This window comes from Roseibium algae, assembly GCF_037783265.1.
Lineage (GTDB): Bacteria > Pseudomonadota > Alphaproteobacteria > Rhizobiales > Stappiaceae > Roseibium > Roseibium algae.
On sequence record NZ_JBAKIA010000018.1, the window covers coordinates 65,839 to 88,475 of the forward strand.

The 22,637-nt window shown below is 54.1% G+C and carries 24 protein-coding genes and 1 tRNA gene; 14 read left to right on the forward strand and 11 right to left on the reverse strand.

Annotated elements, in window-relative coordinates:
* Position 1: 1 nt before the first annotated feature.
* Entirely contained in the window at positions 2–637 is a 636-nt protein-coding gene (gene phnH / locus V6575_RS19920; RefSeq protein WP_340276851.1) for a phosphonate C-P lyase system protein PhnH, read from the reverse strand.
* Entirely contained in the window at positions 637–1,077 is a 441-nt protein-coding gene (gene phnG, locus V6575_RS19925) for a phosphonate C-P lyase system protein PhnG (protein WP_340276852.1), read from the reverse strand. The genes phnH and phnG overlap by 1 nt, the downstream gene beginning before the upstream one ends.
* A gap of 185 nt (positions 1,078–1,262) precedes the next feature.
* Here phnG and phnF point away from each other — a divergent pair, with 185 nt between their 5' ends.
* On the forward strand, positions 1,263–1,997 hold the full coding sequence (gene phnF / locus V6575_RS19930) for a phosphonate metabolism transcriptional regulator PhnF (RefSeq protein WP_340276854.1): 735 nt from the start codon (positions 1,263–1,265) through the stop codon (positions 1,995–1,997).
* A gap of 34 nt (positions 1,998–2,031) precedes the next feature.
* Here phnF and V6575_RS19935 read toward each other — a convergent pair whose 3' ends face one another.
* Positions 2,032–3,591: a CYTH and CHAD domain-containing protein gene (locus tag V6575_RS19935; protein ID WP_340276855.1), complete on the reverse strand. Its 1,560-nt coding sequence runs from the start codon at positions 3,589–3,591 to the stop codon at positions 2,032–2,034.
* Between the two features lie 103 nt (positions 3,592–3,694).
* On the reverse strand, positions 3,695–4,237 hold the full coding sequence (locus tag V6575_RS19940; RefSeq protein WP_340276857.1) for a cupin domain-containing protein: 543 nt from the start codon (positions 4,235–4,237) through the stop codon (positions 3,695–3,697).
* A gap of 336 nt (positions 4,238–4,573) precedes the next feature.
* Here V6575_RS19940 and V6575_RS19945 point away from each other — a divergent pair, with 336 nt between their 5' ends.
* From V6575_RS19945 to V6575_RS19965, 5 genes are all read left to right on the forward strand, one after another.
* On the forward strand, positions 4,574–5,272 hold the full coding sequence (locus tag V6575_RS19945; RefSeq protein WP_340276859.1) for a GntR family transcriptional regulator: 699 nt from the start codon (positions 4,574–4,576) through the stop codon (positions 5,270–5,272).
* 269 nt (positions 5,273–5,541) lie between these two features.
* Positions 5,542–6,606, forward strand: a complete 1,065-nt coding sequence (dctP, locus tag V6575_RS19950; RefSeq protein ID WP_340276860.1) for a TRAP transporter substrate-binding protein DctP — start codon at positions 5,542–5,544, stop codon at positions 6,604–6,606.
* Positions 6,607–6,624: 18 nt separating this feature from the next.
* The gene (locus V6575_RS19955) at positions 6,625–7,140 is read left to right on the forward strand and encodes a TRAP transporter small permease subunit (protein ID WP_340276861.1); all 516 of its coding nucleotides are present in this window, start codon (positions 6,625–6,627) and stop codon (positions 7,138–7,140) included.
* A 4-nt stretch (positions 7,141–7,144) separates the two neighbouring features.
* Positions 7,145–8,458 carry a TRAP transporter large permease gene (locus V6575_RS19960; RefSeq protein WP_340276863.1) on the forward strand — a complete coding sequence of 438 codons (1,314 nt, stop codon included), beginning with the start codon at positions 7,145–7,147 and terminating at the stop codon, positions 8,456–8,458.
* 116 nt (positions 8,459–8,574) lie between these two features.
* Positions 8,575–9,534 carry a dihydrodipicolinate synthase family protein gene (locus tag V6575_RS19965; RefSeq protein WP_340276864.1) on the forward strand — a complete coding sequence of 320 codons (960 nt, stop codon included), beginning with the start codon at positions 8,575–8,577 and terminating at the stop codon, positions 9,532–9,534.
* Positions 9,535–9,991: 457 nt separating this feature from the next.
* On the opposite strand, the gene V6575_RS19970 is transcribed toward V6575_RS19965, so the two are convergent.
* Positions 9,992–10,076, reverse strand: a tRNA-Leu gene (locus V6575_RS19970).
* Between the two features lie 177 nt (positions 10,077–10,253).
* Here V6575_RS19970 and V6575_RS19975 point away from each other — a divergent pair.
* From V6575_RS19975 to V6575_RS19990, 4 genes are read left to right on the forward strand one after another with little or no spacing between them, the layout of a single operon-like run.
* On the forward strand, positions 10,254–10,832 hold the full coding sequence (locus V6575_RS19975; RefSeq protein WP_340276866.1) for a YqaA family protein: 579 nt from the start codon (positions 10,254–10,256) through the stop codon (positions 10,830–10,832).
* A gap of 17 nt (positions 10,833–10,849) precedes the next feature.
* A complete protein-coding gene (locus tag V6575_RS19980; protein ID WP_340276867.1) occupies positions 10,850–11,365 on the forward strand; it encodes a disulfide bond formation protein B in 516 nt (171 codons plus the stop codon).
* The gene (locus V6575_RS19985) at positions 11,362–11,616 is read left to right on the forward strand and encodes a hypothetical protein (protein ID WP_340276868.1); all 255 of its coding nucleotides are present in this window, start codon (positions 11,362–11,364) and stop codon (positions 11,614–11,616) included. Before V6575_RS19980 ends, V6575_RS19985 begins: the two co-directional genes overlap by 4 nt.
* Before the next feature lie 51 nt (positions 11,617–11,667).
* Positions 11,668–12,102: a metallopeptidase family protein gene (locus tag V6575_RS19990; protein ID WP_340276871.1), complete on the forward strand. Its 435-nt coding sequence runs from the start codon at positions 11,668–11,670 to the stop codon at positions 12,100–12,102.
* A 40-nt stretch (positions 12,103–12,142) separates the two neighbouring features.
* On the opposite strand, the gene ppa is transcribed toward V6575_RS19990, so the two are convergent.
* Both ppa and V6575_RS20000 read right to left on the reverse strand, forming a co-directional pair.
* Entirely contained in the window at positions 12,143–12,682 is a 540-nt protein-coding gene (gene ppa / locus V6575_RS19995) for an inorganic diphosphatase (protein ID WP_340276872.1), read from the reverse strand.
* A gap of 171 nt (positions 12,683–12,853) precedes the next feature.
* Entirely contained in the window at positions 12,854–13,387 is a 534-nt protein-coding gene (locus V6575_RS20000) for a GNAT family N-acetyltransferase (RefSeq protein ID WP_340276874.1), read from the reverse strand.
* A 471-nt stretch (positions 13,388–13,858) separates the two neighbouring features.
* Between V6575_RS20000 and V6575_RS20005 the strand changes: the two genes are divergently transcribed.
* On the forward strand, positions 13,859–14,254 hold the full coding sequence (locus V6575_RS20005) for a DUF2794 domain-containing protein (RefSeq protein WP_340276876.1): 396 nt from the start codon (positions 13,859–13,861) through the stop codon (positions 14,252–14,254).
* A 122-nt stretch (positions 14,255–14,376) separates the two neighbouring features.
* Here the strand turns inward: V6575_RS20005 and V6575_RS20010 are convergent, their stop codons facing one another.
* The 3 genes from V6575_RS20010 to V6575_RS20020 all read right to left on the reverse strand — a co-directional run bounded on the left by V6575_RS20010 (position 14,377) and on the right by V6575_RS20020 (position 18,734).
* Positions 14,377–15,159 (reverse strand): Bax inhibitor-1/YccA family protein, encoded by a 783-nt coding sequence (locus V6575_RS20010; protein ID WP_340276878.1) that lies wholly within the window; start codon positions 15,157–15,159, stop codon positions 14,377–14,379.
* 273 nt (positions 15,160–15,432) lie between these two features.
* Entirely contained in the window at positions 15,433–18,021 is a 2,589-nt protein-coding gene (locus V6575_RS20015; protein ID WP_340276880.1) for an ABC transporter permease, read from the reverse strand.
* On the reverse strand, positions 18,018–18,734 hold the full coding sequence (locus V6575_RS20020; RefSeq protein ID WP_340276881.1) for an ABC transporter ATP-binding protein: 717 nt from the start codon (positions 18,732–18,734) through the stop codon (positions 18,018–18,020). Before V6575_RS20020 ends, V6575_RS20015 begins: the two co-directional genes overlap by 4 nt.
* 197 nt (positions 18,735–18,931) lie before the next feature.
* Between V6575_RS20020 and V6575_RS20025 the strand changes: the two genes are divergently transcribed.
* The 3 genes from V6575_RS20025 to thpR all read left to right on the forward strand — a co-directional run bounded on the left by V6575_RS20025 (position 18,932) and on the right by thpR (position 21,434).
* A complete protein-coding gene (locus tag V6575_RS20025) occupies positions 18,932–19,570 on the forward strand; it encodes an arylesterase (RefSeq protein WP_340276882.1) in 639 nt (212 codons plus the stop codon).
* 46 nt (positions 19,571–19,616) lie between these two features.
* Positions 19,617–20,669, forward strand: a complete 1,053-nt coding sequence (locus V6575_RS20030; RefSeq protein ID WP_340276884.1) for an NADP(H)-dependent aldo-keto reductase — start codon at positions 19,617–19,619, stop codon at positions 20,667–20,669.
* Between the two features lie 228 nt (positions 20,670–20,897).
* Positions 20,898–21,434, forward strand: coding sequence for an RNA 2',3'-cyclic phosphodiesterase (gene thpR / locus V6575_RS20035; protein WP_340276885.1), 537 nt, complete (start codon positions 20,898–20,900; stop codon positions 21,432–21,434).
* A gap of 23 nt (positions 21,435–21,457) precedes the next feature.
* On the opposite strand, the gene V6575_RS20040 is transcribed toward thpR, so the two are convergent.
* Positions 21,458–22,627, reverse strand: coding sequence for a glycosyltransferase family 4 protein (locus tag V6575_RS20040; RefSeq protein WP_340276886.1), 1,170 nt, complete (start codon positions 22,625–22,627; stop codon positions 21,458–21,460).
* Between the last annotated feature and the right edge of the window lie 10 nt (positions 22,628–22,637).

A 22,637-nucleotide genomic window follows, 5' to 3' on the forward strand; every position in this document is an offset into this window, starting at 1 on the left:
GTTAGGCCTCCATACGGGTCAGTTGTGTGGACCGTGGCAGTGCTGCAATCTCGGTCTCGCCAGCGAAAATCAGATCAATTCCGCGTGGGAACTGGGCATTGTTGGCCTTTACCTGATCCCAGAATGTCTGGGGTACGGGGGATGTGCCAAATTGAGTGACATCCTTGATGCCCGGGCCTGTCAGCTGAAGCATGCCTGCGGTATTGAACGTCTGACGCATGAGTATGAGCGTTGCGGAACGGTCGGGATAATCCGGGGTGCCTTGGGCGAAGTTTCCAAGGCCGATCAGTCGTTCAGGATCACTGATTAGGCAAAAGGAGGCCTCAACAGGAACGTTGACGATTGGCGCTCCTGTGTGAAAGCGCAAAAAGGCGGTCGCATCGGGTGAACTGGCAAGCGCCGGGTCCAGCCAGACTGGCGTATCGAAGTCTAGAAGCGTCAGCGCTAGCGCGGCCCCCATGGCCGTCAAAGGGTCTGGTAGATCCTTGAAGTCCGCAGCGAAAGGCTGGAGGCTGCCGGGCCGTGCGATGGCCTGCATGACAGCCCGGAAGCAATTCTGGGCATCGTGAACCGGATTGGAAAAACCAGGAGCAAGTCGAACGGCTGCTGCTGGTGAATGTGTCTGTGTGCCGAGCATCAATCGTCTCCCCGAACCATTGTGAAGAAGTCCACCTTGGTCGCCGCTGTTTCAGCTTTGATCTCGTCGCGCTTTTGTTTGCGCGCCTGTTCCAGAGGCAGAATGACGTTTTTCTCTATACGCTCGTGATGGGCAGGGCTTTGCCAGAGGGCATCGAAAATTGCGGCTTGCAAGGCATGCTGCTTGTGCCTGCCCAAAATGTAGGAGCTGCCGGTCTCTCCGGTGTCCAGTCGAACAACACACCGGGTGACCGTGACCTCGCCAAGGTTGAACGCACTGCCGGTACCGCCCATGCGTCCGCGTACCATCACGAGACCTGTCTCGGGAGCGCGGACCAACTCATAGTCCGGGCAATCTGCATGGGTTGCAAAAGCGCTTGCAATTGCCTGAGGACTTTCTTCCGACAAAATGGCCATGATGCCCTGTCGACGTGAGTTCATATCATTGCTTGGGGTCTGGGGGCTTTGGATATCCGGTGGTGATGAAGCATGTTCCGTGGTGGGCATTGAGCGGACCTTTTTTCGCGCCGTCTGGCGAAGAGGGCTTGAGCAAATCATCAAATTGTCTATTTGTATAGACGAATTTTTAAGTTGACACTTTGCTACCGGGATTTGATGACGGACGAATGACAATGCAGGTGAAGATTGATCGGGGCGCCGGAATCGCCGTTTGGCGCCAGATCGCCGAATGGCTGAAGGCTGAAATTGCCCAAGGTACATTCGTGACCGGAGCCAAATTGCCGACTGAATCTGACATCGCCGCCAGGTTCCAGGTCAACCGCCATACGGTGCGCCGCGCGATTGCTGCCTTGACCGGGGAAGGTCTGCTCAGGGCCGATCAGGGGCGCGGGACGTTTGTCGCCTCAACGCCCATGAACTATCCGATCGGCGCAAGAACACGGTTTTCAGAAATCGTATCCGGGCAAGACAAGACGCCGAGTGGGCGGATGATTGGAACCGGAGTTGAGGATGCAGATGCGCTGATTGCAGGTCAGCTTCAGATGCAGGTCGGTGCGCCTCTCTTGCGGATTGAAACCCTGCGCGTTGTGGATGGTACGCCTGTGCTTGTGGGCACCAGTTGGTTCGAGCAGGCTCGTTTTCCAGGTTTGGTTGCTGCTTATGCCGAAACGGGCTCTTTCACCGAAGCGCTGCGACTCTGCGGCGTTGAGGATTACTCACGTCGTGAAACCCGGGTGAGCGCTGAACTGGTTGATTCGCAAGACATCGCCTTGCTGGAGATTGCAGCTGGCCAGCCGGTGCTCATTGTTGAAAGCGTTAATGTGGATCCGCAGGACAGACCGGTGCAATATACCCGCACACGCATGGCTGCGGATCGGATCCAGCTGGTGGTTGAGAGCTGATTATTTCTTTGGGTGTCAGCGTGGTGTGTCGGGGTTAACGCCAGAATTTCGGAACGGTCTTGGTGTCTGACCAGTAACCTTTGGCATGCTGCCACATGTGATGTGATTGCGCCTCATGCCAGCCGACGGCAAAGCCTACCGCTTTGGCGACGCCAGCTGCCCCTGCGCCCTTTGCAATCGGGTCATCCAACAGCTTCTCTGCCATGGCAATATCATTTAGATAGCCGAAGATGTCCTGGAGTTTCTTGAGCCGCTTGAGGAACGGCTTCACCTCTTGTTTTGGATAAAGGCTGCCAAAAAACTCGATGCCATAACGTATTTTTTTCAAGGCTTTGCGCATCTCATGCCGTTCTGAAATTGCAAGGTCATCAATCCGGGAGCCGTATTTTGCACATTTCTTCCATTGGCGATCCAGAGCCCGATCAGCATGGGCTGAAACGGAAGCCGCCAGCAGGCGTGACTGATCGAAGTTTTCAGCATCCAGCCAGCCCCTGCCTTCCGTATAGGCCGCAAGACTGAAGAGAAACGTGTTTATTTTCTCGGAACCGAGGTAGTCGATGAGGTCTGCCCGACAAACTTGGCGCGTTGTGCCAAGATGTTTCAGCAAAGGCTCCAGTGACAGGTTCTCAGGACGAAAACTCTCCAGTGGTGCCACGATATCTTCGGCCAAAACGTCTAGATCCCGCAAGGCACCTACATGTCCGGCGATCTCTTTGGCCATCTCGTTCAAGGGCGTGAGGGAATGCGGATTCAGCGCTGGTTTGAACAGGCGGAACGCACTACGCAGGCGTCGCAGTCCTATTCTCAACTGATGCGGGCCCTCTGGTAAATCACTTGCAAGAACAGCCATTCGATTGTCGGCGATTTGTGTCAGGCAGGATCTAAGCACGTTCCTGAAGGCGTGTTCCACGGTTTCATCGGTTGAAAGCACCACCTTGGCCGCCAGCGCTGGGAGAATGGTATTGTCACTGTTATCTTCCGCCAATCTGAAGCCGCGTTCTGCCTTGCTGCAAGGTGAAAAACGGAAGGGTGTTGCGCCAAGCAATCCATTAGCCGCCGCATATAAGCTCGCGCTGGAGCCTTGCAGTAGCTCGAATTCGACCTCTGCCAATGGACTGGTTTTGCCGTTGACCTTGATGTCTCCTGCATCGAAAGCGATTTCAATGCGGCTGCCATCATGACTGGTGAGCAGTCGACTGGTGCGCGGCATGACCGTTTCGAACGTTTCGGCCAGAGGGCGTCCATCGATTGTTTCGACTAGGTGCCGCAAGATTTGAGGGTCGTCGATAATCGAAAGGTCAACTGCGCGGCCATCAATGGCATGTTCGACCTCAATCGCTGATGAAAGTCCGCCGGTGACGCCAGTGCCGAACTTTGCGGTTTGTATCCAGCTTTGTCCGACTTTTCGAACCCGCAGCGAGATCTTTGCAAGGCGCAGTGCCTGGTCAGGTGTATCAAAATAGATCGAGTGCAAGGTTTTCGTTGTCGCACGGGTCGATGTGAACCCCGTTGGCGCTGGGGCCTTCTTCAAAGGCTCCTGCGCTTCTGGTGGCACTTCGAGTTTGAGCTCGATCTCTCTTGGCGGACTTGTCATGTTTCAGAGCCTAGTCAAGCTCGTTAAACCTGTCCAGCTCAGGCGCACAAATTGCACTTTTGGGCGTTTGTGATCTTAGACATAAGATGTCGAGACCAACCGCTTAGCCCAGCCCACCTTTGGGCTCAGCCTGGAGGCCTATTAATGTGCGCAATTTTCTGACCACACGCGCGGCGAAGTTAAGATAGCCGGGCACTGGTCTCTGATTAAAGGCGATCTTGCGAATGTAACGTGGAACGTCCCAGGTTGCTGACGTTCCGGCAGGGAAGAAAAGGGTTGTGCCAGGCCGCCCGAGATAGATTTGGCCGCTGTCATCGGTGATGACGACCTCACCTTCCAGAAACATGACAGCTTCATCCCAACCATAGTGCCAACGGAATTTGCCCTTGGTGCAGGACCAATGATCTGTGGTCGCCCAGCCCCGTGTTCCCGTGGACAGATTTTTGCATCTTGCTTCGGGCTTGCCATCCAAAATCCATTCAGCGGGAATAGGTGCTGGTTCCAGTAAGTTGCGGTCCATATGTGCCAAGGTAAAAAGGCCATTTACGGCTTCATTTGGACTTGAAACGTCAACAGTCTGAAGATCTGCCTCTTCGACAATTTCTTCGTTGGCTTGTTTCTGTAGAACCTGATCTGATAACGCCATTTTATCCCCAAACGCTATTTTCCTAGTAGAAATACGCTAGGGGAGCGAAGATGCCATGGCGTTAATACATCAACGATGAGCTGTTAAAATTGCGAGTACTGAGTCTGTTTTATCAGTTTTGGTAAGTGAAGAGTTAACGGTTAGTAAGGCGGAGTTGTTGAGGAGCTCGCCTTAAGTCGATTTACACGGAAGTCTGATATTGTGCCGACCTGATTTGGCGCTCAGCCAGCTGAAGGTTTTGAAACGGCATATTTGTCGTGTTTTGGCTCTGTTTGGAATCTTCTTTTCACGATAGACAAGGGGAGGATCGAAATACAAACAGGAGCCAAGACAGCTGTGAATGCGACGGCGGAGAAGCCCAAACGCGGGCGCGGAGTTTCAACGGCCTATGACAAGCTGAAACAGGAAATTCTCAATTTGACCCTGAAGCCTGGCAGCCCGGTCGACGAGACAGAGTTGTCGCAGCGCTTCGGGATGTCACGCACCCCAATCCGTGAAGCCTTGATCAAGCTGGCAAATGATGGCCTCGTTGTCACCCTGACGAACCGATCAACCATTGTGGCTCCGCTCGATATTCTCGAATTATCTAATTTCTACGATGCACTGACCCTCATGTACCGCGTGACCACACGTCTTGCCGCCCGGAACCGAACCGAGAATGAGGTGGCGCTAATCCGGCAGCTGCAGCTGGATTATGCAGAAGCTGTCGCAGTCAAGGACGTGTCCCGGATGATCGAGGTCAACCGGTTCTTTCATTCCATGATCGCGCAGGCAGGCAAGAACCGATATTACATTGAAATGTTCGACCGACTTCTGGATGAAGGCCGTCGCTTGTTGTGGTTTTATTATTCTTCCTTCAATGACGAATTGCCTCAGGCTTATCTGGACGAGCATGAAATTATGATCGCTGCGATCGAGGCCCGAGATGTCGAGCTGGCCGACCAGATCGCCAAGCAACATGCGGACCAGATCGTCCGGCAAATCCAAAGCTATATCGCCGATGACCGGCGCACAAATAGCGACCTCTCGCTCTGAAAGTTTGTGCCTTCTTGGCCTTAAAGCTCTCAATCAACGTGCAATGTCATGTTTTTTTGAGGGTGGGTTTCTAGTGTTTTCGATTTAAAAACAAACACATAATTTGACCTTTTAGTTTAAATTCCATTTTTGTATTTTCTGTGTCGACAACAAATATATTTTAAATTAACGTTTGTGCAGTTGGAATGCACGGCGCCAATTGAATGCTCACCGTGACCCTTCCAGAAAGCGGGCAAAAGAATTCCGCATACTCTAAAGAGGAGAATTTGATGATGCTTGACCGGTTTAAAATTTGGGGGCTCGCAGCCTCCCTGATAACGGCAGCTGTGCCAGCTTTGGCACAGGACGTAAAATGGCAGATCCCGACATCTGTGCCTGAAGGCTCGCCCTTCTATGTGAATTTTCTAGAGCGTTTCGCAGACAATGCGAAAGTCCTGACCAACGGACGGGTTGAGATTGAACCCTTCGGTGCTGGTGTTCTGGTTCCCGCATTGCAGGTCTATGACGGCGTCAAGGACGGAGTGATTCAGGCAGGGCACTCGACACCAAGTTACCGTGTCAATCAGGATCCTATCAACGCGGTGTTTGCTGGCTTTCCAGGCGGCATGGGCCCTGAGGCCTTCATCACGTGGATCTATGAAGACGGCGGCAAGGAAGCGCTTTACGACCTGCGCGCCAAGGAAGGGTTCAAAAGCCTTATCGTTGGCATCGGGTCTTCCGAGATCATGGCTCATTCCAATGTGCCTGTGCGCAAAGCGGAAGATCTTAAGGGCCTGAAGTATCGTACGTCCGGTCCTTGGGCCCAGGTGATGAAAGAATACTTTGGTGCCGTTCCGACCGTGGTTCCACCAGGAGAAATCTACACCTTGCTGCAGCGCAAGGGCGTGGATTTGATCGAGTGGGGCCCGCCGTCTGCCAATTTGCCCGAAGGATTTCATGAAGCTGCGAAATATATCATTGTTCCAGGTGTTCATCAGCCGACCTTTCTTTGGGAAGTCGTCCTGAAGCAGGAGACCTGGGATGCGGTGGATGATGACCTGAAGCCGTTGATCGAGAAGGCTGCCGAGCTGACCACCATGGAAGCCCTGCTGCATTTCTACAGCGCAGATGTGAAGGCGTTGGAGACCTACCGCACCGGTCGCAATGAGATGATCACGCTTTCGCCAGAGTTCATTGAAGAGCTTTCGTCTGCTGGCCAGGACTGGATTACCAAGAAGGCGGCTGCCCAAAAAGCTGAAGGCAACCCGGCAATGTCTGATCTCCTGGCAAACTACATGGCATTCAAGGACCGTTGGTCCGCCGAAAGCAGCTATTTGATCCGGAACAAAGACTAACTGGAAAAGGCGACCAAGATGACTGGTCTGTTCAACGCGGTTGATGCGATTTCTAAATTCCTGTCGTACATCGCACAGGGCGTGACCCTCATCCTGGTCGCCTCCATGATTTATGAAGTCGCGGCGCGTTATGTCTTTAATGCGCCGACGATGTGGGCCTTCGACATCTCCTATATGTGCACAGGAACTCTTTTCGTGCTCGGAGCATCCTATGCCCTGCGCGAAGATGCGCACGTGCGTATCGATTTCCTCGCAGAGAAAATGCCAGTTCGTTTTCGGCAGTTGATTGAAGGCACTGTCTTTGTTGTTTTCCTGGCTCCGATTTATGGTGGTTTGTCTTGGTTCGCGATGAAGCGGGCATGGCGGGCTTTTGCCACCTCCGAGGTTGAAATGGTCAGTCCCTGGGCGCCTCTGGTGTGGCCATTCTACAGCCTGCTGGCCATTGGCCTTATTGCCCTAACCCTGCAGATCACGGTTGAGGGATTGCGGACATTTTCCGGTGCTCGGAAGCCCGGCTTCGAGCTGGAGGCTTGACCCCATGACAGCTGCAGCCTTGATGTTTCCGCTCTTGTTCATGTTTATCCTTGCAGGAATTCCGATTGCCCTGTCTCTGACAATCGTCTCCGCCGGGGCTGGTTTCCTCGTATTCGGACCGAACGTCTTCGCTCAGCTATTCGGCTCGTTCTATTCGGCCGCCACCAACTTTATTCTCGCTGCCATACCGATGTTCGTGTTGATGGGCGCTATCCTGGAGCGCTCCGGAATTGCCGAGCGCTTGTTCAAGGTCATGCAGCTCTGGCTGGGCCGTTTGCCTGGCGGGTTGGCCGTTGCGACCATTGCCATGGGCGCGATCTTTGCCGCTGCTGCAGGGGTCGTTGGCGCGGTCGAAGTCATGATCGGCATGATGGCGATCCCGGCCATGCAGCGGTTCCGATATTCCAACAGCCTGATATCGGGCACGATTTGCGCAGGTGGCTCACTCGGTACAATGATCCCGCCCTCGGTGATCGCTGTGATGTATGCATCGCTGGCACAGATGTCGGTTGGAGAACTTCTGGCTGGCATGATGTTCCCGGGCCTTGTGATGATTGTCCTCTTCATCGCTTATCTCATCGTCCACGGCATGCTCTGGCCGCCAGAGCAGACTGAAGCCCAGAGCGAAATGGACCTGGTCTCCACCGCCGAGAAAATCCGGCTGACGGTCACGTCGCTGTTGCCGATCTTCGCTCTTATTTTTGCAGTGCTGGGCTCACTTCTGGCAGGCATTGCCTCGCCCACGGAGGCCGCATCCGTCGGAGCGCTTGGGGCGCTGGTGCTGTGCATTGCCTATGGGCGGTTCAGCATCCCCATGCTACGAGAGGCTTTGCAGATCACGGTTCGCATTTCCGCAATGATCCTCTTGATCGTTGCCGCAGGCACCATGTTCATGGGCACATTCGCGGCCAATGGTGGCTCACGCATGATCCGCACTGCCGTGGAGTCCGCCGGGCTTGGCGAAGCGGGCATCATCATCTTCTTCCTCGTGATTGTCTTCCTGCTTGGCTTCGTTCTCGACTGGACGGCCAATGTTCTGATCTGTGTGCCGCTGTTCACACCTATCATTCGGCAAACCGGCATTGATCCGGTCTGGTTCGGCACCATGGTGATTGTGGTTATCCAGACCAGCTACCTCACACCACCGATGGCCTCTTCGATCTTCTATCTCAAGTCGATCGCTCCCCCGGATATGACTTATGGCCAGATGTGCCGGGGCGTGGTTCCCTTTATTGTACTTCAATTGATCACTCTTGCACTGGTTGCATGCTTTCCCCAGCTGTCCACTTGGTTGCCTGATCAGATTGTGGGCTTTTGATCCGCTTTAAAGGCGAAGAAATCCGTTCGTTCGGACAGTGTTCATTTTGCCCGGTGCCGGGCATGTGCGTCACAAAAAAGCTCCCGATTTGAGGGGGCAAGAACAAAGGAAACAAAATGGCGACTACAACTTTCACCGGCTGCATGCCCGCGCTGATGACCCCATGCAAGGCAGACCGGACGCCGGATTTCGATGCCTTGGTGAAAAAGGGCGAGGAGCTGATCACCACAGGGATGTCTGCTGTTGTTTATTGCGGCTCCATGGGTGACTGGCCGCTTCTGACCGACGATCAGCGCAAGGAAGGCGTTGCCCGCCTGGTTGCTGCAGGCGTTCCTGTTATCGTTGGCACCGGCGCGATCAATACGGCCAGCGCTGTTTCCATTACAGCCCATGCGGCAGAAGTTGGTGCCAGCGGCCTGATGGTCATCCCCCGCGTCTTGTCTCGTGGCACGTCAGTTTCGGCGCAAAAAGCCCATTTCAAGGCAGTATTGTCCGCCGCGCCAGATCTTCCAGCGGTCATCTATAATAGTCCCTACTATGGTTTTGCGACACGGGCAGACCTGTTCTTCGAACTACGTTCAGATCATCCGAATCTGATTGGCTTCAAGGAATTCGGCGGAGCAGATGACCTGCGCTATGCAGCAGAGAACATCACCTCCCAGAGCGACGATGTGACCTTGATGATCGGTGTCGACACCAATGTGTTCCATGGTTTCGTCAATTGCGGCGCAACAGGTGCGATCACCGGCATTGGCAACGCTCTTCCGAAAGAAGTTCTGCACCTGACGCGCCTTTGCAAGCTGGCAGCAACCGGAAATGTCGAAGCAAGGATCAAGGCCAAGGAACTGGACGAAGCCCTCCATGTCCTTTCCACCTTCGATGAAGGCCCGGACCTGGTGCTTTACTACAAGCATCTGATGGTGCTGACAGACGATGCGGAATACGCACTGCATTTCAACGAAGATGACAAATTGTCTGATGCGCAACGAAACTACGTCGAAGCCCAGTTCAAGCTGTTCGGCAGCTGGTATTCAGCCTGGACCAAACAGCCGGGCGTTGTTTCTGAAACCGCATAAGACAAAATCATCCCGCACCATTGTCACCCCTCAGGTGCGGGATGATATCCTCGGTTGAGTTCGCTTGCGGTTCTGCTGGGGAAAACGCAGGGCCACGGATGGCGATGATTCAACCGAAGCCCGCCCGTTTTGATTGCGATGCTGTTTCAGTCATTGCGCATTCGATGAAATCACGAGATTAAAAGCTGTCATGCGCAAATCACCATGACACGTCGTGAAATGGTTTTGGTCGAACAGAAACGATTAGTTTCTGGGCCTGATTGTTGATGCCTGCAGGCCTTCCATTATTTCAGTTTGCTCGTAAAAAGTACGTGAGCTGAACGTCAAAACAGCATTCCTGGTGGAAAAATCGACAAGTTCAATAAGTCGGTGACGCGTTTCGAGGAAAACTCTCGAACGGCCAAAACCACTATGCCTTACAAGGCATTGGTTGCTTTTCGCCTGTCAAAGTATGGAATGGTGCCCCCCGCCGGAATCGAACCGGCACTCCCGAAGGAACGGGATTTTGAATCCCGCGCGTCTACCAATTCCGCCAGAGGGGCAGCGTGAAAGGTGGCGCGATAATAGCTACCGGCGGGCTGAGGTCAATCCTTTCAGTGAGGTTTCCTACAGCCTGTGCAAAGGTTCCTTAAAATCATGAATTTGGCGGTGTTTGTGACTGTGTATTTTCGCGCGTTTCGCAGGGTGACTTTCCCAAGGTGAAAGGCTATGCAGAGGCTATGTTAAGACGCCTGTACGATTGGACATTGTCCCTTGCATCCGGCCCCCGCGCGCCTGCCGCGCTGGGAACGGTTTCCTTTGTCGAAAGTTCGGTATTCCCGATCCCGCCGGATATTTTACTGATCCCGATGGTGATCGCAAAAAAGGAAAGCGCCTGGCGTTTGGCGCTTTTGTGTACCGTGACGTCGGTGCTTGGCGGATTGGCCGGGTACATGATCGGATTGTTCCTGTTCCAGCAAGTTGCCGAACCTATTCTGGCGTTTTACGGCTACCTGGATAAGTTCGATCAGTTCAGTACGGTGTTCAAGGATTGGGGCTGGTGGTTTGTCTTTATCGCCGGTCTTACACCCTTTCCCTATAAGGTGATTACGATTGCAAGCGGCGCCGCAGGGCTAAGTTTGCCAGTGTTTTTGCTGGCCAGCGTCGTTTCTCGCGGGATCAGGTTCTTTGTTGTCGCCGGACTGCTGTATTTCTTTGGGCCACCCATTCGTGATTTCATTGAAAAGCGCCTGGGTCTTATGTTCACCATCTTCATGGTTCTACTTGTCGGCGGTTTTGTGCTGATCAAGCTGCTATGAAACCGGAGGTCCTGAGTATGACGACTGCATCTTCTTCGAAAATGCTGGCATTGCTCGCTCTGCTTCTCGGGTTTGCAGCGATCTCAATTGCCTGGGGCTTTCAGCTGATTGGCGGCTATGTGCCTTGCAAGCTTTGTCTTGAGCAGAGGGTGCCATTTTATGTCGGGCTGGCGCTTATTGTTTTTGCGCTGTTGTTGATGGCGCGCGGTCGGCTCAGGCTCGCTGGCAGCTTGTTGGTTCTGGTGGCGCTTGTATTTGCTTATAGCGCCGGGCTGGGAGCCTATCAGGCTGGTGCTGAGTGGCAGTTCTGGGCTGGGCCAAGCGATTGCGGCGGCGGTAATCTGGGGCCTGCCAGTGCGTCGAACATGCTGTCTGCGCTAAAGTCGATGCGGGTGATTAGCTGTACCGAGGCGAGTTTGCGGTTTTTGGGACTGTCATTTGCCGGATGGAACTTTGTCGCGTCTAATGGCCTGGTCATCCTTGCAGCGGCATCTGCCGTTCTTTCCTTCAAGGCAAGAGGCCGGAACGCATGAGCAAACGCCCCCAAAGTGATCAGGATCGCCGCGATGATGCCTTAAGGTCGCTCGAAAGAGTTCAGGCGGAAAGTGAAACCGTCGCAGGTTCCACATTCGTGCGGATGGCAAAGCGGGCGCAGGGGCATTTTGAAGCCTCTGATCAGGACCAGCATGACCCCATGGAAGTCTGGGGAACCCGGATAGGGCGAGCGGCCGGGCTCGTTTTTGCTGTCGGGCTGTTGATTTATCTTGCGATCACCTATCTTTGACGGCACGCAAAAGATACGTACACTCACAAAAAGCTAATGGGAGTTCCGCGAATGGGATCCATTCATCCCAGGCGCATTACCGATTGGTCGGATCGTTTCGCCCCTGATCTGGATGTGTTTGAGGCCTTGGCCAGCGAGACCCTGTCGGGTCTGCCACATGAGATTCTGGTTCAATGTGGTCACGTTCATATCGTTCTGGCTGAATATGCCGATGACGCTGTCCTGGATGCTCTGGGTATTGAGGATCCGCATGAATTGCTAGGTCTTTTCGAGGGCAATGCTCTGACACAGGGCGCGGCTAAAGTTCTTGCTGCGCAGATGCCAAATCGCCTTTGGCTGTACCGGCGCGCGATCCTTGATTACTGGGCGTCCAACACCGAGAGCCTGGGTGACATTGTCACCCATGTCGTCGTTCATGAGATCGGCCATCATTTCGGCTTGTCCGATCAGGAGATGGATAGAATTGAAGCCGCAGCGGGGAATTAACCCTCTGCGGCTTCCTGTCGGTCGAACCTGATGATCTGCGTTACTTGGCTGGGTCAGCCTTGGCGCGTTCAATCGAGTCAACAATCATCTTCTTGGCAGTTTCAATGCCTTCGATGCCAGTGACCTTGACCCATTTTCCGGGTTCCAGGTCCTTGTAGTGTTCGAAGAAATGCTTCACCTGCTCCATGGTGATGTCTGGCAAATCGCTGATGTCGTGGATGTTCTCGTAACGACGGCTCAACTTGTTGCTCGGAACGGCAATGATTTTCTCGTCCATGCCGGACTCGTCTTCCATGATCAGGACGCCAATCGGGCGGCAATTCATGATCGCACCAGGAAGAATTGGACGCTGGTTGACGACCACAACATCAATTGGGTCACCGTCGCCGCACAGTGTGTGTGGAACAAAGCCGTAATTGCCTGGATAGCGCATTGGCGTGTAGAGAAAGCGGTCGACGTACATCGCGCCAGCTTCCTTGTCCATTTCATACTTGATTGGCTCGCCGCCCACGGACACTTCGATAATGACGTTGATGTCATCAGGTGGGTTTTTGCCGATTGGCACCGCGTCAATACGCATGCTTGCATCACTCCTGTTGGCTGTTGAAGGGTCTATTGCAGCCTGATGGCTTCAGTGCAAGCCCTTATTGGTGCGTTGCAACCATATGATGAATGCCGCTTCGTAATGTGAAGGTGAAGTAAGAGGATGACGCTGAGGGCTTGGATTAAACATGCGAAGATCTTCTGGGGCTCATTTTCGGGACGGCTGGCGGTATACTCCTGACCAGAAATAGACTGATAACTCCAGCCTGCTCATTGGGCTTACTTGGGTGGTTGTAGGGATCAATTGACCGCCGAGAGCCTGATAAAAGGCACGAGCTGGGCCATTTTCGCTCAAGACTTGTATGGCAAGGCCTTTCGGATGTCTGACTGCAAGGTCTTTGCGAACCGTTTCGAACAGCTTGCGGCCGAAGCCAAGCCCTTGATACTCGGGTTTCAGGTAAAGCTCATAAATTTCACCGGCGCCGGCCATCAAGGGGATTCTGCTGCTGCCAAATGTGGCATATCCTGCTGGCTCGCCTGCTACGTCAAGCACCTTGATCTGAACGCCTTTGGACAATGCGCCTTGCCACCATGCGGGCGATCTTCGCGCAATCATGCGATCTAGCTCGATCCCATTCAGCAGGCCGCGATAAGCCCCAAGCCAGGCAGCGCTGTGGATCGACGCCAAGGCCTTGCAATCACGACCTTCCGCAGGCCGTAGCTCTATGAGCTCAGAGTTCATGACTGGAAGAATACAGGAGGTTCGCTCGTTCACAAAAAGAAAAAGGGTCTGTCTGTGAGTGGGCTTTGGAAACACATAATGAAAAGGGCCGGCTTGCGGCCGGCCCTTCAGTTGCCCTGATGTTTGGTGAAAAACACCAATCTGATCAACTCTGACCCCGGGGGGCTGGGGGGCTATTGCATCCGAAGCCGAGCGATCACGACCCATCAAGGTATGATTTGAATATGATCGCTTAAAATGGCACGCCAAGGGCTGGAATAAGGCAGGATCGTGATTTCTGACATGCTGTCCCAAAATTGGTTTTATGGAGCAGGCTTGGGGCCAAGGCTTGCAGGCACAGATTTGCTGGCAGAGCCTTGCCAAGTGCAGCAAGACTTGTGCATCATGATGCAATTATAACAATTCGACGTCTGTAAACGTTTAGATGAACAGCGTTCCAGCGCGGTTCTCCGGGTCTTATCAGGAGGCTGAATGAGTGAGACTGAAGACAGCGCGTCGCAGCGGGGCCCCCAGGGATTAAAGGGAACTCCGCAATCTTCGCAGTCAGGACAGGCGACCAAGCCAATCGTGGCTTTGAACAGGCCAGAACTCAACACCATCCTGAAACTCTATGGCCGGATGGTTGCCGATGGAGAGTGGCGCGATTACGCCATGGACTTCACCCAGGACAAAGCGGTGTTTTCGGTCTTCAGGCATAGTTCTGAAATGCCACTGTATCGGATCGAAAAAGATCCGAAGATGGCACGCCGTCAGGGTGCCTATTCCGTTGTGGCTGCTGGCGGCCTGATCCTGAAACGGGGGCATGATTTGGCGCAAGTTCTTAAGGTTCTGGAAAAGAAAAAGCATTTGAGATTGGTCGACGTTTAGCCGCCATATCACATGGACCTATGAAGCGACCGCGATCCGATATTCTATTGGCTGTTTATCTAGCCCACAAAAAAGCCCGGCGGGATGGCCGGGCTTTTCTATTTCAGACTGGACTCTGATGATCAGTCGCGGTTGCCGAACAACTGCAGCAGCATCAGGAACATGTTGATGAAATCCAGGTACAGGCGCAGGGCCCCCATTACGGATTTCTTCGTTGCTGTTTCGCTGTCGTCGCCTTCGTAATACATCGACTTGATCTGCTGGGTGTCGTAGGCGGTGAGGCCAGCAAACACCAACACGCCGATCACGGAGATGGCGAACTGCAGGGCGGAAGACGCCAGGAAGATGTTCACCACGGACGCAATCACGATGCCGATCAGGCCCATGAACAGGAACGATCCCATTGCGGAAAGGTCTTTCTTCGTGGTGTAGCCGAAGAGGCTCAACGCGCCGAAGGAAGCTGCCGTGATGAAGAACACGCGGGCAATTGAACCGCTCGTGTAGATGAGGAAGATCGAAGACAGCGATATGCCCATAACAGCTGCATAGACAAGGAATGTCGTGCGAGCTGTTGATGCGCTCATGGATGAAATCCGGAACGACAGATACATCACCATGCCGAGCGGAGCCAGCATCACAACCCATTTCAAAGGCGATGTGTAAAGCGTGACGCCGAGCGAGGTCAGCATTGTGCCATCAGCAAGGGATGCTGCTGCGGAGCTTGGATCCTGCGTTACAGTCATCGTGAAGACGGCAAGCGCAAAAAAGCCGGTCAGCGCGAGGCCGATCGTCATGTAGTTGTACACGCCAAGCATGTAGGAGCGGAGCCCCTGATCGATGGCTGCATCGGCATGAGTGCCGGCCACCGAATAAGCCGATTGAGAATCTCGGTTGAAGGTCGACATTCGAATTTATCCTCTGTTGAACTTGTTCTTGCCCTGACAAACCCCAGACCAAGCTACTCTATCGAAATATGGGGCTTCCAGGTTAACAGAACAAGACACAGTTTTTGAAAAAACTGTCATGTTTACCTAAGTTTTGAATACGCCGAGCTTGTATTGCTGCAAATATGATCACTCGCCGCTATGTCCAACGGCTTGCACACAGCGGTTTAGGCCAGATTTTCTTCTTCGCAAGCGCTGCAAGTTGGACTTTTTGCAACGCTTGCTTGAAGTCCGTTAGAGGTTTCTGAGCACTGGCGCTGGCTTTTCACCCAAGATCCTCCAAGTGCCGATCAGACCGAAGCCAACAGTCAGGACAAGAGCGGCCAACGCGGCTGTTATGGCTGTGGTTGGCAGCATGACGAAGCTGCCGTTCATGATTCGCGTGATGACGAACCAGGCGGCCAATCCCCCGGAGATCAATGCGAAAATCGCCGTTGTCAGTCCGAGAATGGCATATTCCAGAGCATAGGCCAGGATCAGCCTTCTGCGGGTCGCACCCAGCGTTTTCAAAATCACAGCGTCATAAATGCGACTCCGATGCCCTGCTGCCAGCGCACCTGCCAGCACAAGAATGCTGGCAATCAGGGTGATGGAAGAAGCGCCGCGAATGGCCCAGGCCAATTGAGCGACAAGATCGTTCACCTGAGCAATGGCATCTTTTACGCGGACGGCGGTAACCGTCGGAAAGGCGTCCGAGACCTTGCGCAGAAGCGATAGCTCCTGATCCGTTGATGCGTTTTCCTTCCAGCCCAGGGTCATCAAATGCACGTGAGGAGCGCCTGCAAATGTATTGGGTGAGAAGACCATGACGAAATTTATCGCCATAGAGCGCCATTCGACCTTGCGGGTGTTGGCTATCTTGGCTGTGATTTCCCGTCCGAAAACATTGACGGTAATTTCGTCGCCGACCTTGAGCCCGAGATCCGTTGCTGCCTCATCCTCTAAAGAGACCAGGGGAACGCCCGTGTAGTCGGCTGGCCACCAGTTGCCTGATGTGAGTTCGGAATTGTCCGGTTGGCGAGCCTCATAGGTGATGCCTCTGTCACCGCGCAGGATCCATGCGGCGTTGGGAGGGACTTCAATTTGGCTGGTTGGAATACCCTTGAGGGACACCAGTCTGCCGCGCAGCATGGGGACGCTGCGAATGTTGGCATCATCTGTTTCGGTTTTCAGCAATTGCTCGATGGCGTCTCGTTCATTGGATTGAATATCGATGAAGAAGAAACTCGGCGCCTCATCGGCAACGGTTGCAGTAAGCTCGCGGCGCAAATTTCCATCAATCAGGGCAAGAGCAACGAGCAACGACAGGCCCAATCCCAGGGACAGTACAACTGAAGGGGTCAGTGCACCGGGGCGATGGATATTGGCGATTGCCAATCTAAGTTCCGTGGACCGAACGGTTGGCAGGCGTTTGGCCACGGCCATGATGACCCGGGCTACGAGAACCAGAAGGATGAAGGCCGTTGCCGAGGCGCCTATATAGATGAGCGCAATGCGTTTTTCGTAGGCCAGCAATATGGCGATGGCCGCAAGGGCTGCAACGGTGATGGCCGTTGCGACAAGATAACGCTTGCGCGGCAGGCTGCGGGCCTTGCCAGAGACCATGCCGCGAAACAGGGCCGTTGGTGGGACATCATGAGCTCTGCCAAGGGGCCAAAGCGCAAAGGCAAGCGCGGTCAGGACGCCATAGAGCAATCCGAGGCCAAGTTCTGTGGGGTAAATGGCTGCGGCAAGGTCAATCGGCAGAACGCCACCAAGCGCAGCCGCCGCAGCAAAGGGAATGATGGCTCCCAGAACAAGCCCAATGGCAATGCCGATGCCGGCAAGGCAAAGCATCTGGATCAGATAGACCTGAAAAACAAAACCGCCCGTGGCTCCAAGGCATTTGAAACTGGCAATTACTTCCCGTTTGGTGTCAAGAAAAGCCCGGATGGCATTGGCGACGCCGACACCACCAACCACAAGGGCTGTCAGTCCGACCAGGGTCAGGAACTGGGCAAAGCGGATGATGTTTCGCTGCAGGCCAGGCGCTGCATTGGCTCTGGAGCGAATGCGCCAGCCAGCTTGCGGGAAAGCTTCTTCGGCTTGTGTGATTACCTGTTTGACGTTGTCTTCCGACGCATTGCCATTCAGGCGGACTCGGTAGTGCCACCTGACGAGGCTGCCAGGCTGGATAAGGCCGGTTGCTGGGATGGCTGCTTGTGAAATCATGAGCCGAGGCCCGACTTCCATACCGCCCGCCAATTTGTCAGGTTCGGAGGCAATCACATCGGCAATGCGGACTTCTGCCTTGCCGACAGACACGGTGTCGCCGGGTTTCAATCCAAGGCGGGCCAGAAGGGAAATATCGGCAACGGCACCCCAAAGCCCATCTTTTTCCGACAGGGCATCCTGAAGAGCACCGCCGCCTTCCAGCTTCATGTCGCCATAAAGCGGATACGCATTGTCGACGGCTTTGAGTTCAATGAGGGACTGGTCGCCGGTTTCCGGACGCCGTGCCATGGCGCGCATGGTTGCGACCTCAGAAATGTCGCCGAGCGAGTTCAGCCATTTGTTTTCTGCCTCGTCGGTTTGACGATGAACAATGGAAAAAGACAGATCGCCGCCCAAAATGGACTGACCCTCTGCGGAAATGCCTTCAGTCAGGGCGCGAGACAGAGAGGTCACGCCTGCAATTGCGGCAACGCCAAGCGCGATACAGGCGATAAAGATGTAAAAGCCCTTCAGGCCACCGCGCAATTCCCTTAAGGCAAAGCGCAGTGCGAGGGAAAGACCGGTTGGGGCTTTGCTGCCAGGTTGGGGTTTGCTGGAAGCGGCGTTCATGCGGATGCCTCCGCCCCTGCAGAGCGGACGTCGGACACATCTTCCTCGATCTCGCCGGAGCGCACGCGGATCATTCGGTCACATTTGCGCGCAAGAGCCGGATCATGGGTCACCAGAACCAATGTTGTGCCCCGCTTCTTTTGCGCCTTGAACATCAAGTCAACAATCTGGGAGCCGGTGTTTTCATCCAGGTTGCCGGTTGGCTCATCAGCGATCAGGATTTTCGGATCGACGACCAAAGCTCTGGCGACGGCGACACGTTGCTGTTCACCACCAGACATCTGCGCTGGATAGTGATGAAGGCGATGGCCAAGGCCAACGGCTTCCAGCTCCAGTTTGGCCTTGTCGAAAGCTGCCCGATCGCCAGAAAGCTCCAACGGCACGGCGACGTTTTCCAGAGCTGTCATGTTGGGTACAAGATGAAATGACTGGAAGATGATGCCAACATTGGAGCCGCGAAACCGGGCCAACTCATCTTCGGACAAGGGCCCCAGCTCTGAGCCGACGACTTGAACGAGGCCGCTGTCAGCGCGTTCCAGACCCGCCATCACCATCAGAAGCGTTGATTTGCCGGATCCTGATGGTCCAACGAGACCGACTGCGGTTCCATGGTCAATGGTCAGGTCAATGCCTTTGAGGATGTGAACACGTCCTGCTTTCTCGCCGAGGCTGAGATGTACATCCTTGAGTGCGATAGCCGGTCCGTTCGTCATATTTGACCCAATTCTTTCATGTGTTCACAAAGACGGCGGTGGCTAACCGTCAAACAAGTTGTCAGTCGTTCCAGCGTTCAAAGGCTCTGGCTGGTGCCGACTGTCACCGGATTTTATTCTGGCAAAAATGGTGCAACCTTGCCAATTATATCCCTCGTGACCATATAGGTTGCGAATGGGAGCTAACCAGACCTGCTATGCGCTCAAAATTGTATCAATTTTCGGTTTATTTCTTTCTGATCTTCCCGTTCTCCCTCTCAGCTTATGCTGCGGATGGTTTGAAACTCGTGGTTCTCGGCGACAGCTTGTCGGCAGGCTACCAGTTGGCTCCAGGCGGGTCTTTTCCAAGTCAGCTGCAAAATGCGCTCACTGAAGGGGGGTATGATGTGGAAGTTGTGAATGCGGGTGTCTCCGGTGACACATCGTCGGGCGGGCTTTCCCGTCTTGACTGGTCCGTCGGCCCTGATGTCGATGCGGTGATCGTTGAGCTTGGTGCAAACGACATGTTGCGCGGAATTTCGCCAGAGTTGACGCGCAAGAATATCTCGGAAATAGCTACCCGCTTGAAAGAGCGCGGTGTTGAAATGCTGATTACCGGGATGATTGCCCAGAGTAATCTCGGTGAAGATTATTCTGCCGCCTTTGATCCGATTTTCGCCGAGGTTGCGACGGAAAATGAGGCCCTGTTCTATCCATTTTTTCTGGAAGGCGTTGCGCTGAAGCCAGAATTAAATCTTGCGGATGGGATGCACCCCAATGCCGAGGGCGTTTCCGTCATTGTCCAGAATATGTTACCTAAAGTTGAAGAGCTTCTTGAACGGGCTGGTTCGTCCTGAATTCGCGCCTGATCTCACATTAAAAACCTGATTTGAGGAACCCACGATGGATTATCGTCGTCTTGGTCGAACCGACTTGAATGTCAGCTCCCTGTGCCTTGGCACCATGACTTATGGTGAGCAAAACACGGAAGCGGAGGGGCATGCCCAGATGGATCTCGCACTTGATCGCGGGGTCAATTTGTTCGACGCAGCCGAGCTCTACCCAATTCCGCCAAACCGCGACACGCAGGGGCGTACCGAGCGGATCATCGGGACATGGTTTAAGGCACGTGGTCAACGCGACAAGGTCATCATGGCGACCAAAGTGGTCGGCCGAACAGACATGGACTGGTTCCGCGAGAATGGAGCCCATGCCCGACTGACGCGCGAACAGATTGAATTTGCGGTCGATCGAAGCCTGAAGAACCTGAAAACTGATTATATTGACCTGTACCAACTGCATTGGCCTGACCGGAATGTTTCAGGTTTCGGCACCAACCCGACGCGCTGGACTGATGTTGAGCCAGCTGCTGATGAGAATTCCATCGAGAGCACACTGGATGTTTTGGGTGATTTGGTGAAGGCAGGGAAAATCCGGCATATCGGCGTTTCAAATGAAAGTGCCTGGGGCACGATGACCTATGTAAAGGCCGCCGAACGTCACGGATTGCCGCGCATTGCCTCCATCCAGAACGCCTATTCTCTGGTCAACAGGACCTTTGAGACGGCGCTTGCTGAAGTCAGTCTTCGCGAAGATGTTTCGATGCTGGCTTATTCTGCTTTGGCTCAGGGCTATCTGACAGGTAAATACCGCGATGGCGCGTTGCCTCACGGATCCCGCAAAACCTTGTTTGATCGCCTTCAGCGTTATGAAAAGGCCGGTGCTGAAGAGGCCATCAACGAGTACGTCGATCTTGCCCGCGATAACGATCTCGACCCGTCCCAGATGGCTCTGGCGTTCGCTCAGTCGCGTAGCTTCATGACCTCTGTCATATTGGGTGCGACGAAGATGGAGCAGCTGGAAAACGATCTGGATGCTGCCACTCTGACCCTTTCTGACGAAGTTCTAGCGAAAATCGATGACATACATCAACGTCGGGGCAATCCTTGCCCGTGATTTATTTTGACTGAACGCAAAGACGCGGCGGCAGCAGATCCGCCGCGTTTTTGTTTGTGACAAAGAATCATTTTGCCGCCAAAGACGTCCATATCAAACTCGCTTCCGGAATGCCTGCAATCTTAGAAATTTGAAAAACTTATTTATTACAGTGCTTTATAAAATTTCTTGCGTTGCGGTAAAAGTTGATTCTTGATGATTGTGTCGCAACCAGCGGAGGGGCACCCCATGCCGCGCTTGTTTACAGGCCTTGAGATTCCGTCACAGACGGGGCTCCTTTTGTCGATGCTTCAGGGAGGCCTTCGGGGCACCCGCTGGATCGATGCTGAGAATTTTCATATCACCTTGCGTTTCATTGGCGATATCGATGACCGGACCGCGGATGAAGTGGCCGAGGCCCTTGATCGCATTCGCAGGGACCCGATTGACATTCGTCTGGACGGACTTGGATCCTTTGGAAACGGAAAGCCTCATGCTGTCTGGGCCAGGGTCCAGCCGAACGAACAGCTTGCCGAACTGCAGGCGGAACAGGAACGCATCATTCAGCGGTTAGGATTGCCGTGCGAGCGGCGCAAATATACGCCACATGTCACTCTTGGCCGGTGCAGGACATCCAGCAATGAGGATGTCGCACGTTGGCTGTCAGAGCATGGTGATTTTCAAGCATCACCGTTTGTGGCTGGCCGGTTTGTTTTGTTCTCTGCCAAGGCGAGCGTTGGAGGTGGACCCTATCTGGTAGAGGAAGCCTATCCTCTGGCTGCGTAACGCTGATCTGTACGCGTATTGGATCACAACAAGTCCTGATAAACCTTGAGCGTGCGGGCACACATGGTCTCGACCGAGAAATTCCGGGTGACATGAGCTGCTGCCCGAGTGGTCAAAGCTTTTAGCGCCCTGGAATCCAGGTCGAGTGCATGGCGTAGAGCAATTGCCAGGTCTTCCGGTTTTCCAGGGGGCACGCGCCAGCCAGTGCGGTCTGCTTCATCCGTTTCAGGTGGGCCCAAAACGGTTTCCGGAACAGCACCCAGATCAGACACAATGACCGGGACATGGGCGGCTTGAGCTTCAACAGCAGCACGGCCAAAGGCTTCTGGCTCGATAGAGGCCACAACGGACACATCCGCCAGAGCCAGTGCTGCTGGAACATCGTCACAATGGCCGACAAGAAGGACACGGTCGGCAAGGCCGTGTTTGGCGATCCTGGCTTTCAGGTCCGCCAAATAGGCATCGCGGCCTTGGGCGTCGCCGGCCAGCACGGCAACTGTCTTGTCATCTCCGGCTTCCGCCAACTCCGCCATTGCGTCAATCAACACGCCTTGACCCTTCCAGTTTGTCAGGCGAGCCAGGTTCATGACCACTGGCCGACCTTCTTTCAATCCCCAAGCGCTTGAGAGTGCCTGAAGTCGCTCCGATGAAACTGCACCAGGCGCTAGGGCCTTGAGATCTGATCCTCGCGGTATGATCGAAATTTTATCCTCGGCAATAGGATGCCTTTGTTCGATGAGCCGGGCTGTATAATTAGAGTTTGCAATGACTGCATCGCCCCGGGCCATTACAGAATTGTAGAATGCCTTGAACGCGTTTTTCTGGCCGTAGATGCCGTGATACGTGGTGACGAACGGGATTTTGGCCCGCTGGGCTGCCCGAAATGACGACCAGGCAGGAGCCCGGCTTCTGGCGTGAATGATGTCGACGGAATGCTCTTTGATGAGCGCTTGTAGCCGTGTAGCGTTGCGCCAGATCGTCATCGGGTTTTTGGACTTGACCGGCAATTCGATGTGTTTGGCTCCGATGGCGTCCAGCTCATCAGTCAGGCGTCCACCTTCACTCACGACGAGAGCCGTCCAGCCTGCTTCGACCAAAGCCTTGGCCACATCGACTGTTGTACGTTCTGCCCCTCCGGTGTTCAGATCCGGTATAACCTGCAGAACAACGGGTTTGCGATCTTGATTGGCCACTGAGTGCTCC

What these genes read in the sequence shown, in the direction of transcription:
- V6575_RS20000 (WP_340276874.1), bottom strand. Translation starts at nt 13,387, where the DNA reads ATGAACTCTGAGCTCATAGAGCTACGGCCTGCGGAAGGTCGTGATTGC.
- dctP (WP_340276860.1), top strand. Translation starts at nt 5,542, where the DNA reads ATGATGCTTGACCGGTTTAAAATTTGGGGGCTCGCAGCCTCCCTGATA.
- V6575_RS20005 (WP_340276876.1), top strand. Translation starts at nt 13,859, where the DNA reads ATGAGTGAGACTGAAGACAGCGCGTCGCAGCGGGGCCCCCAGGGATTA.
- V6575_RS20010 (WP_340276878.1), bottom strand. Translation starts at nt 15,159, where the DNA reads ATGTCGACCTTCAACCGAGATTCTCAATCGGCTTATTCGGTGGCCGGC.
- thpR (WP_340276885.1), top strand. Translation starts at nt 20,898, where the DNA reads ATGCCGCGCTTGTTTACAGGCCTTGAGATTCCGTCACAGACGGGGCTC.
- V6575_RS20030 (WP_340276884.1), top strand. Translation starts at nt 19,617, where the DNA reads ATGGATTATCGTCGTCTTGGTCGAACCGACTTGAATGTCAGCTCCCTG.
- V6575_RS19965 (WP_340276864.1), top strand. Translation starts at nt 8,575, where the DNA reads ATGGCGACTACAACTTTCACCGGCTGCATGCCCGCGCTGATGACCCCA.
- V6575_RS19960 (WP_340276863.1), top strand. Translation starts at nt 7,145, where the DNA reads ATGACAGCTGCAGCCTTGATGTTTCCGCTCTTGTTCATGTTTATCCTT.
- phnF (WP_340276854.1), top strand. Translation starts at nt 1,263, where the DNA reads ATGACAATGCAGGTGAAGATTGATCGGGGCGCCGGAATCGCCGTTTGG.
- V6575_RS20020 (WP_340276881.1), bottom strand. Translation starts at nt 18,734, where the DNA reads ATGACGAACGGACCGGCTATCGCACTCAAGGATGTACATCTCAGCCTC.
- phnH (WP_340276851.1), bottom strand. Translation starts at nt 637, where the DNA reads ATGCTCGGCACACAGACACATTCACCAGCAGCAGCCGTTCGACTTGCT.
- V6575_RS20015 (WP_340276880.1), bottom strand. Translation starts at nt 18,021, where the DNA reads ATGAACGCCGCTTCCAGCAAACCCCAACCTGGCAGCAAAGCCCCAACC.
- phnG (WP_340276852.1), bottom strand. Translation starts at nt 1,077, where the DNA reads ATGAACTCACGTCGACAGGGCATCATGGCCATTTTGTCGGAAGAAAGT.
- V6575_RS19975 (WP_340276866.1), top strand. Translation starts at nt 10,254, where the DNA reads ATGTTAAGACGCCTGTACGATTGGACATTGTCCCTTGCATCCGGCCCC.
- V6575_RS19935 (WP_340276855.1), bottom strand. Translation starts at nt 3,591, where the DNA reads ATGACAAGTCCGCCAAGAGAGATCGAGCTCAAACTCGAAGTGCCACCA.
- V6575_RS19940 (WP_340276857.1), bottom strand. Translation starts at nt 4,237, where the DNA reads ATGGCGTTATCAGATCAGGTTCTACAGAAACAAGCCAACGAAGAAATT.
- V6575_RS19980 (WP_340276867.1), top strand. Translation starts at nt 10,850, where the DNA reads ATGACGACTGCATCTTCTTCGAAAATGCTGGCATTGCTCGCTCTGCTT.
- V6575_RS20025 (WP_340276882.1), top strand. Translation starts at nt 18,932, where the DNA reads ATGCGCTCAAAATTGTATCAATTTTCGGTTTATTTCTTTCTGATCTTC.
- V6575_RS19990 (WP_340276871.1), top strand. Translation starts at nt 11,668, where the DNA reads ATGGGATCCATTCATCCCAGGCGCATTACCGATTGGTCGGATCGTTTC.
- V6575_RS19985 (WP_340276868.1), top strand. Translation starts at nt 11,362, where the DNA reads ATGAGCAAACGCCCCCAAAGTGATCAGGATCGCCGCGATGATGCCTTA.
- ppa (WP_340276872.1), bottom strand. Translation starts at nt 12,682, where the DNA reads ATGCGTATTGACGCGGTGCCAATCGGCAAAAACCCACCTGATGACATC.
- V6575_RS19955 (WP_340276861.1), top strand. Translation starts at nt 6,625, where the DNA reads ATGACTGGTCTGTTCAACGCGGTTGATGCGATTTCTAAATTCCTGTCG.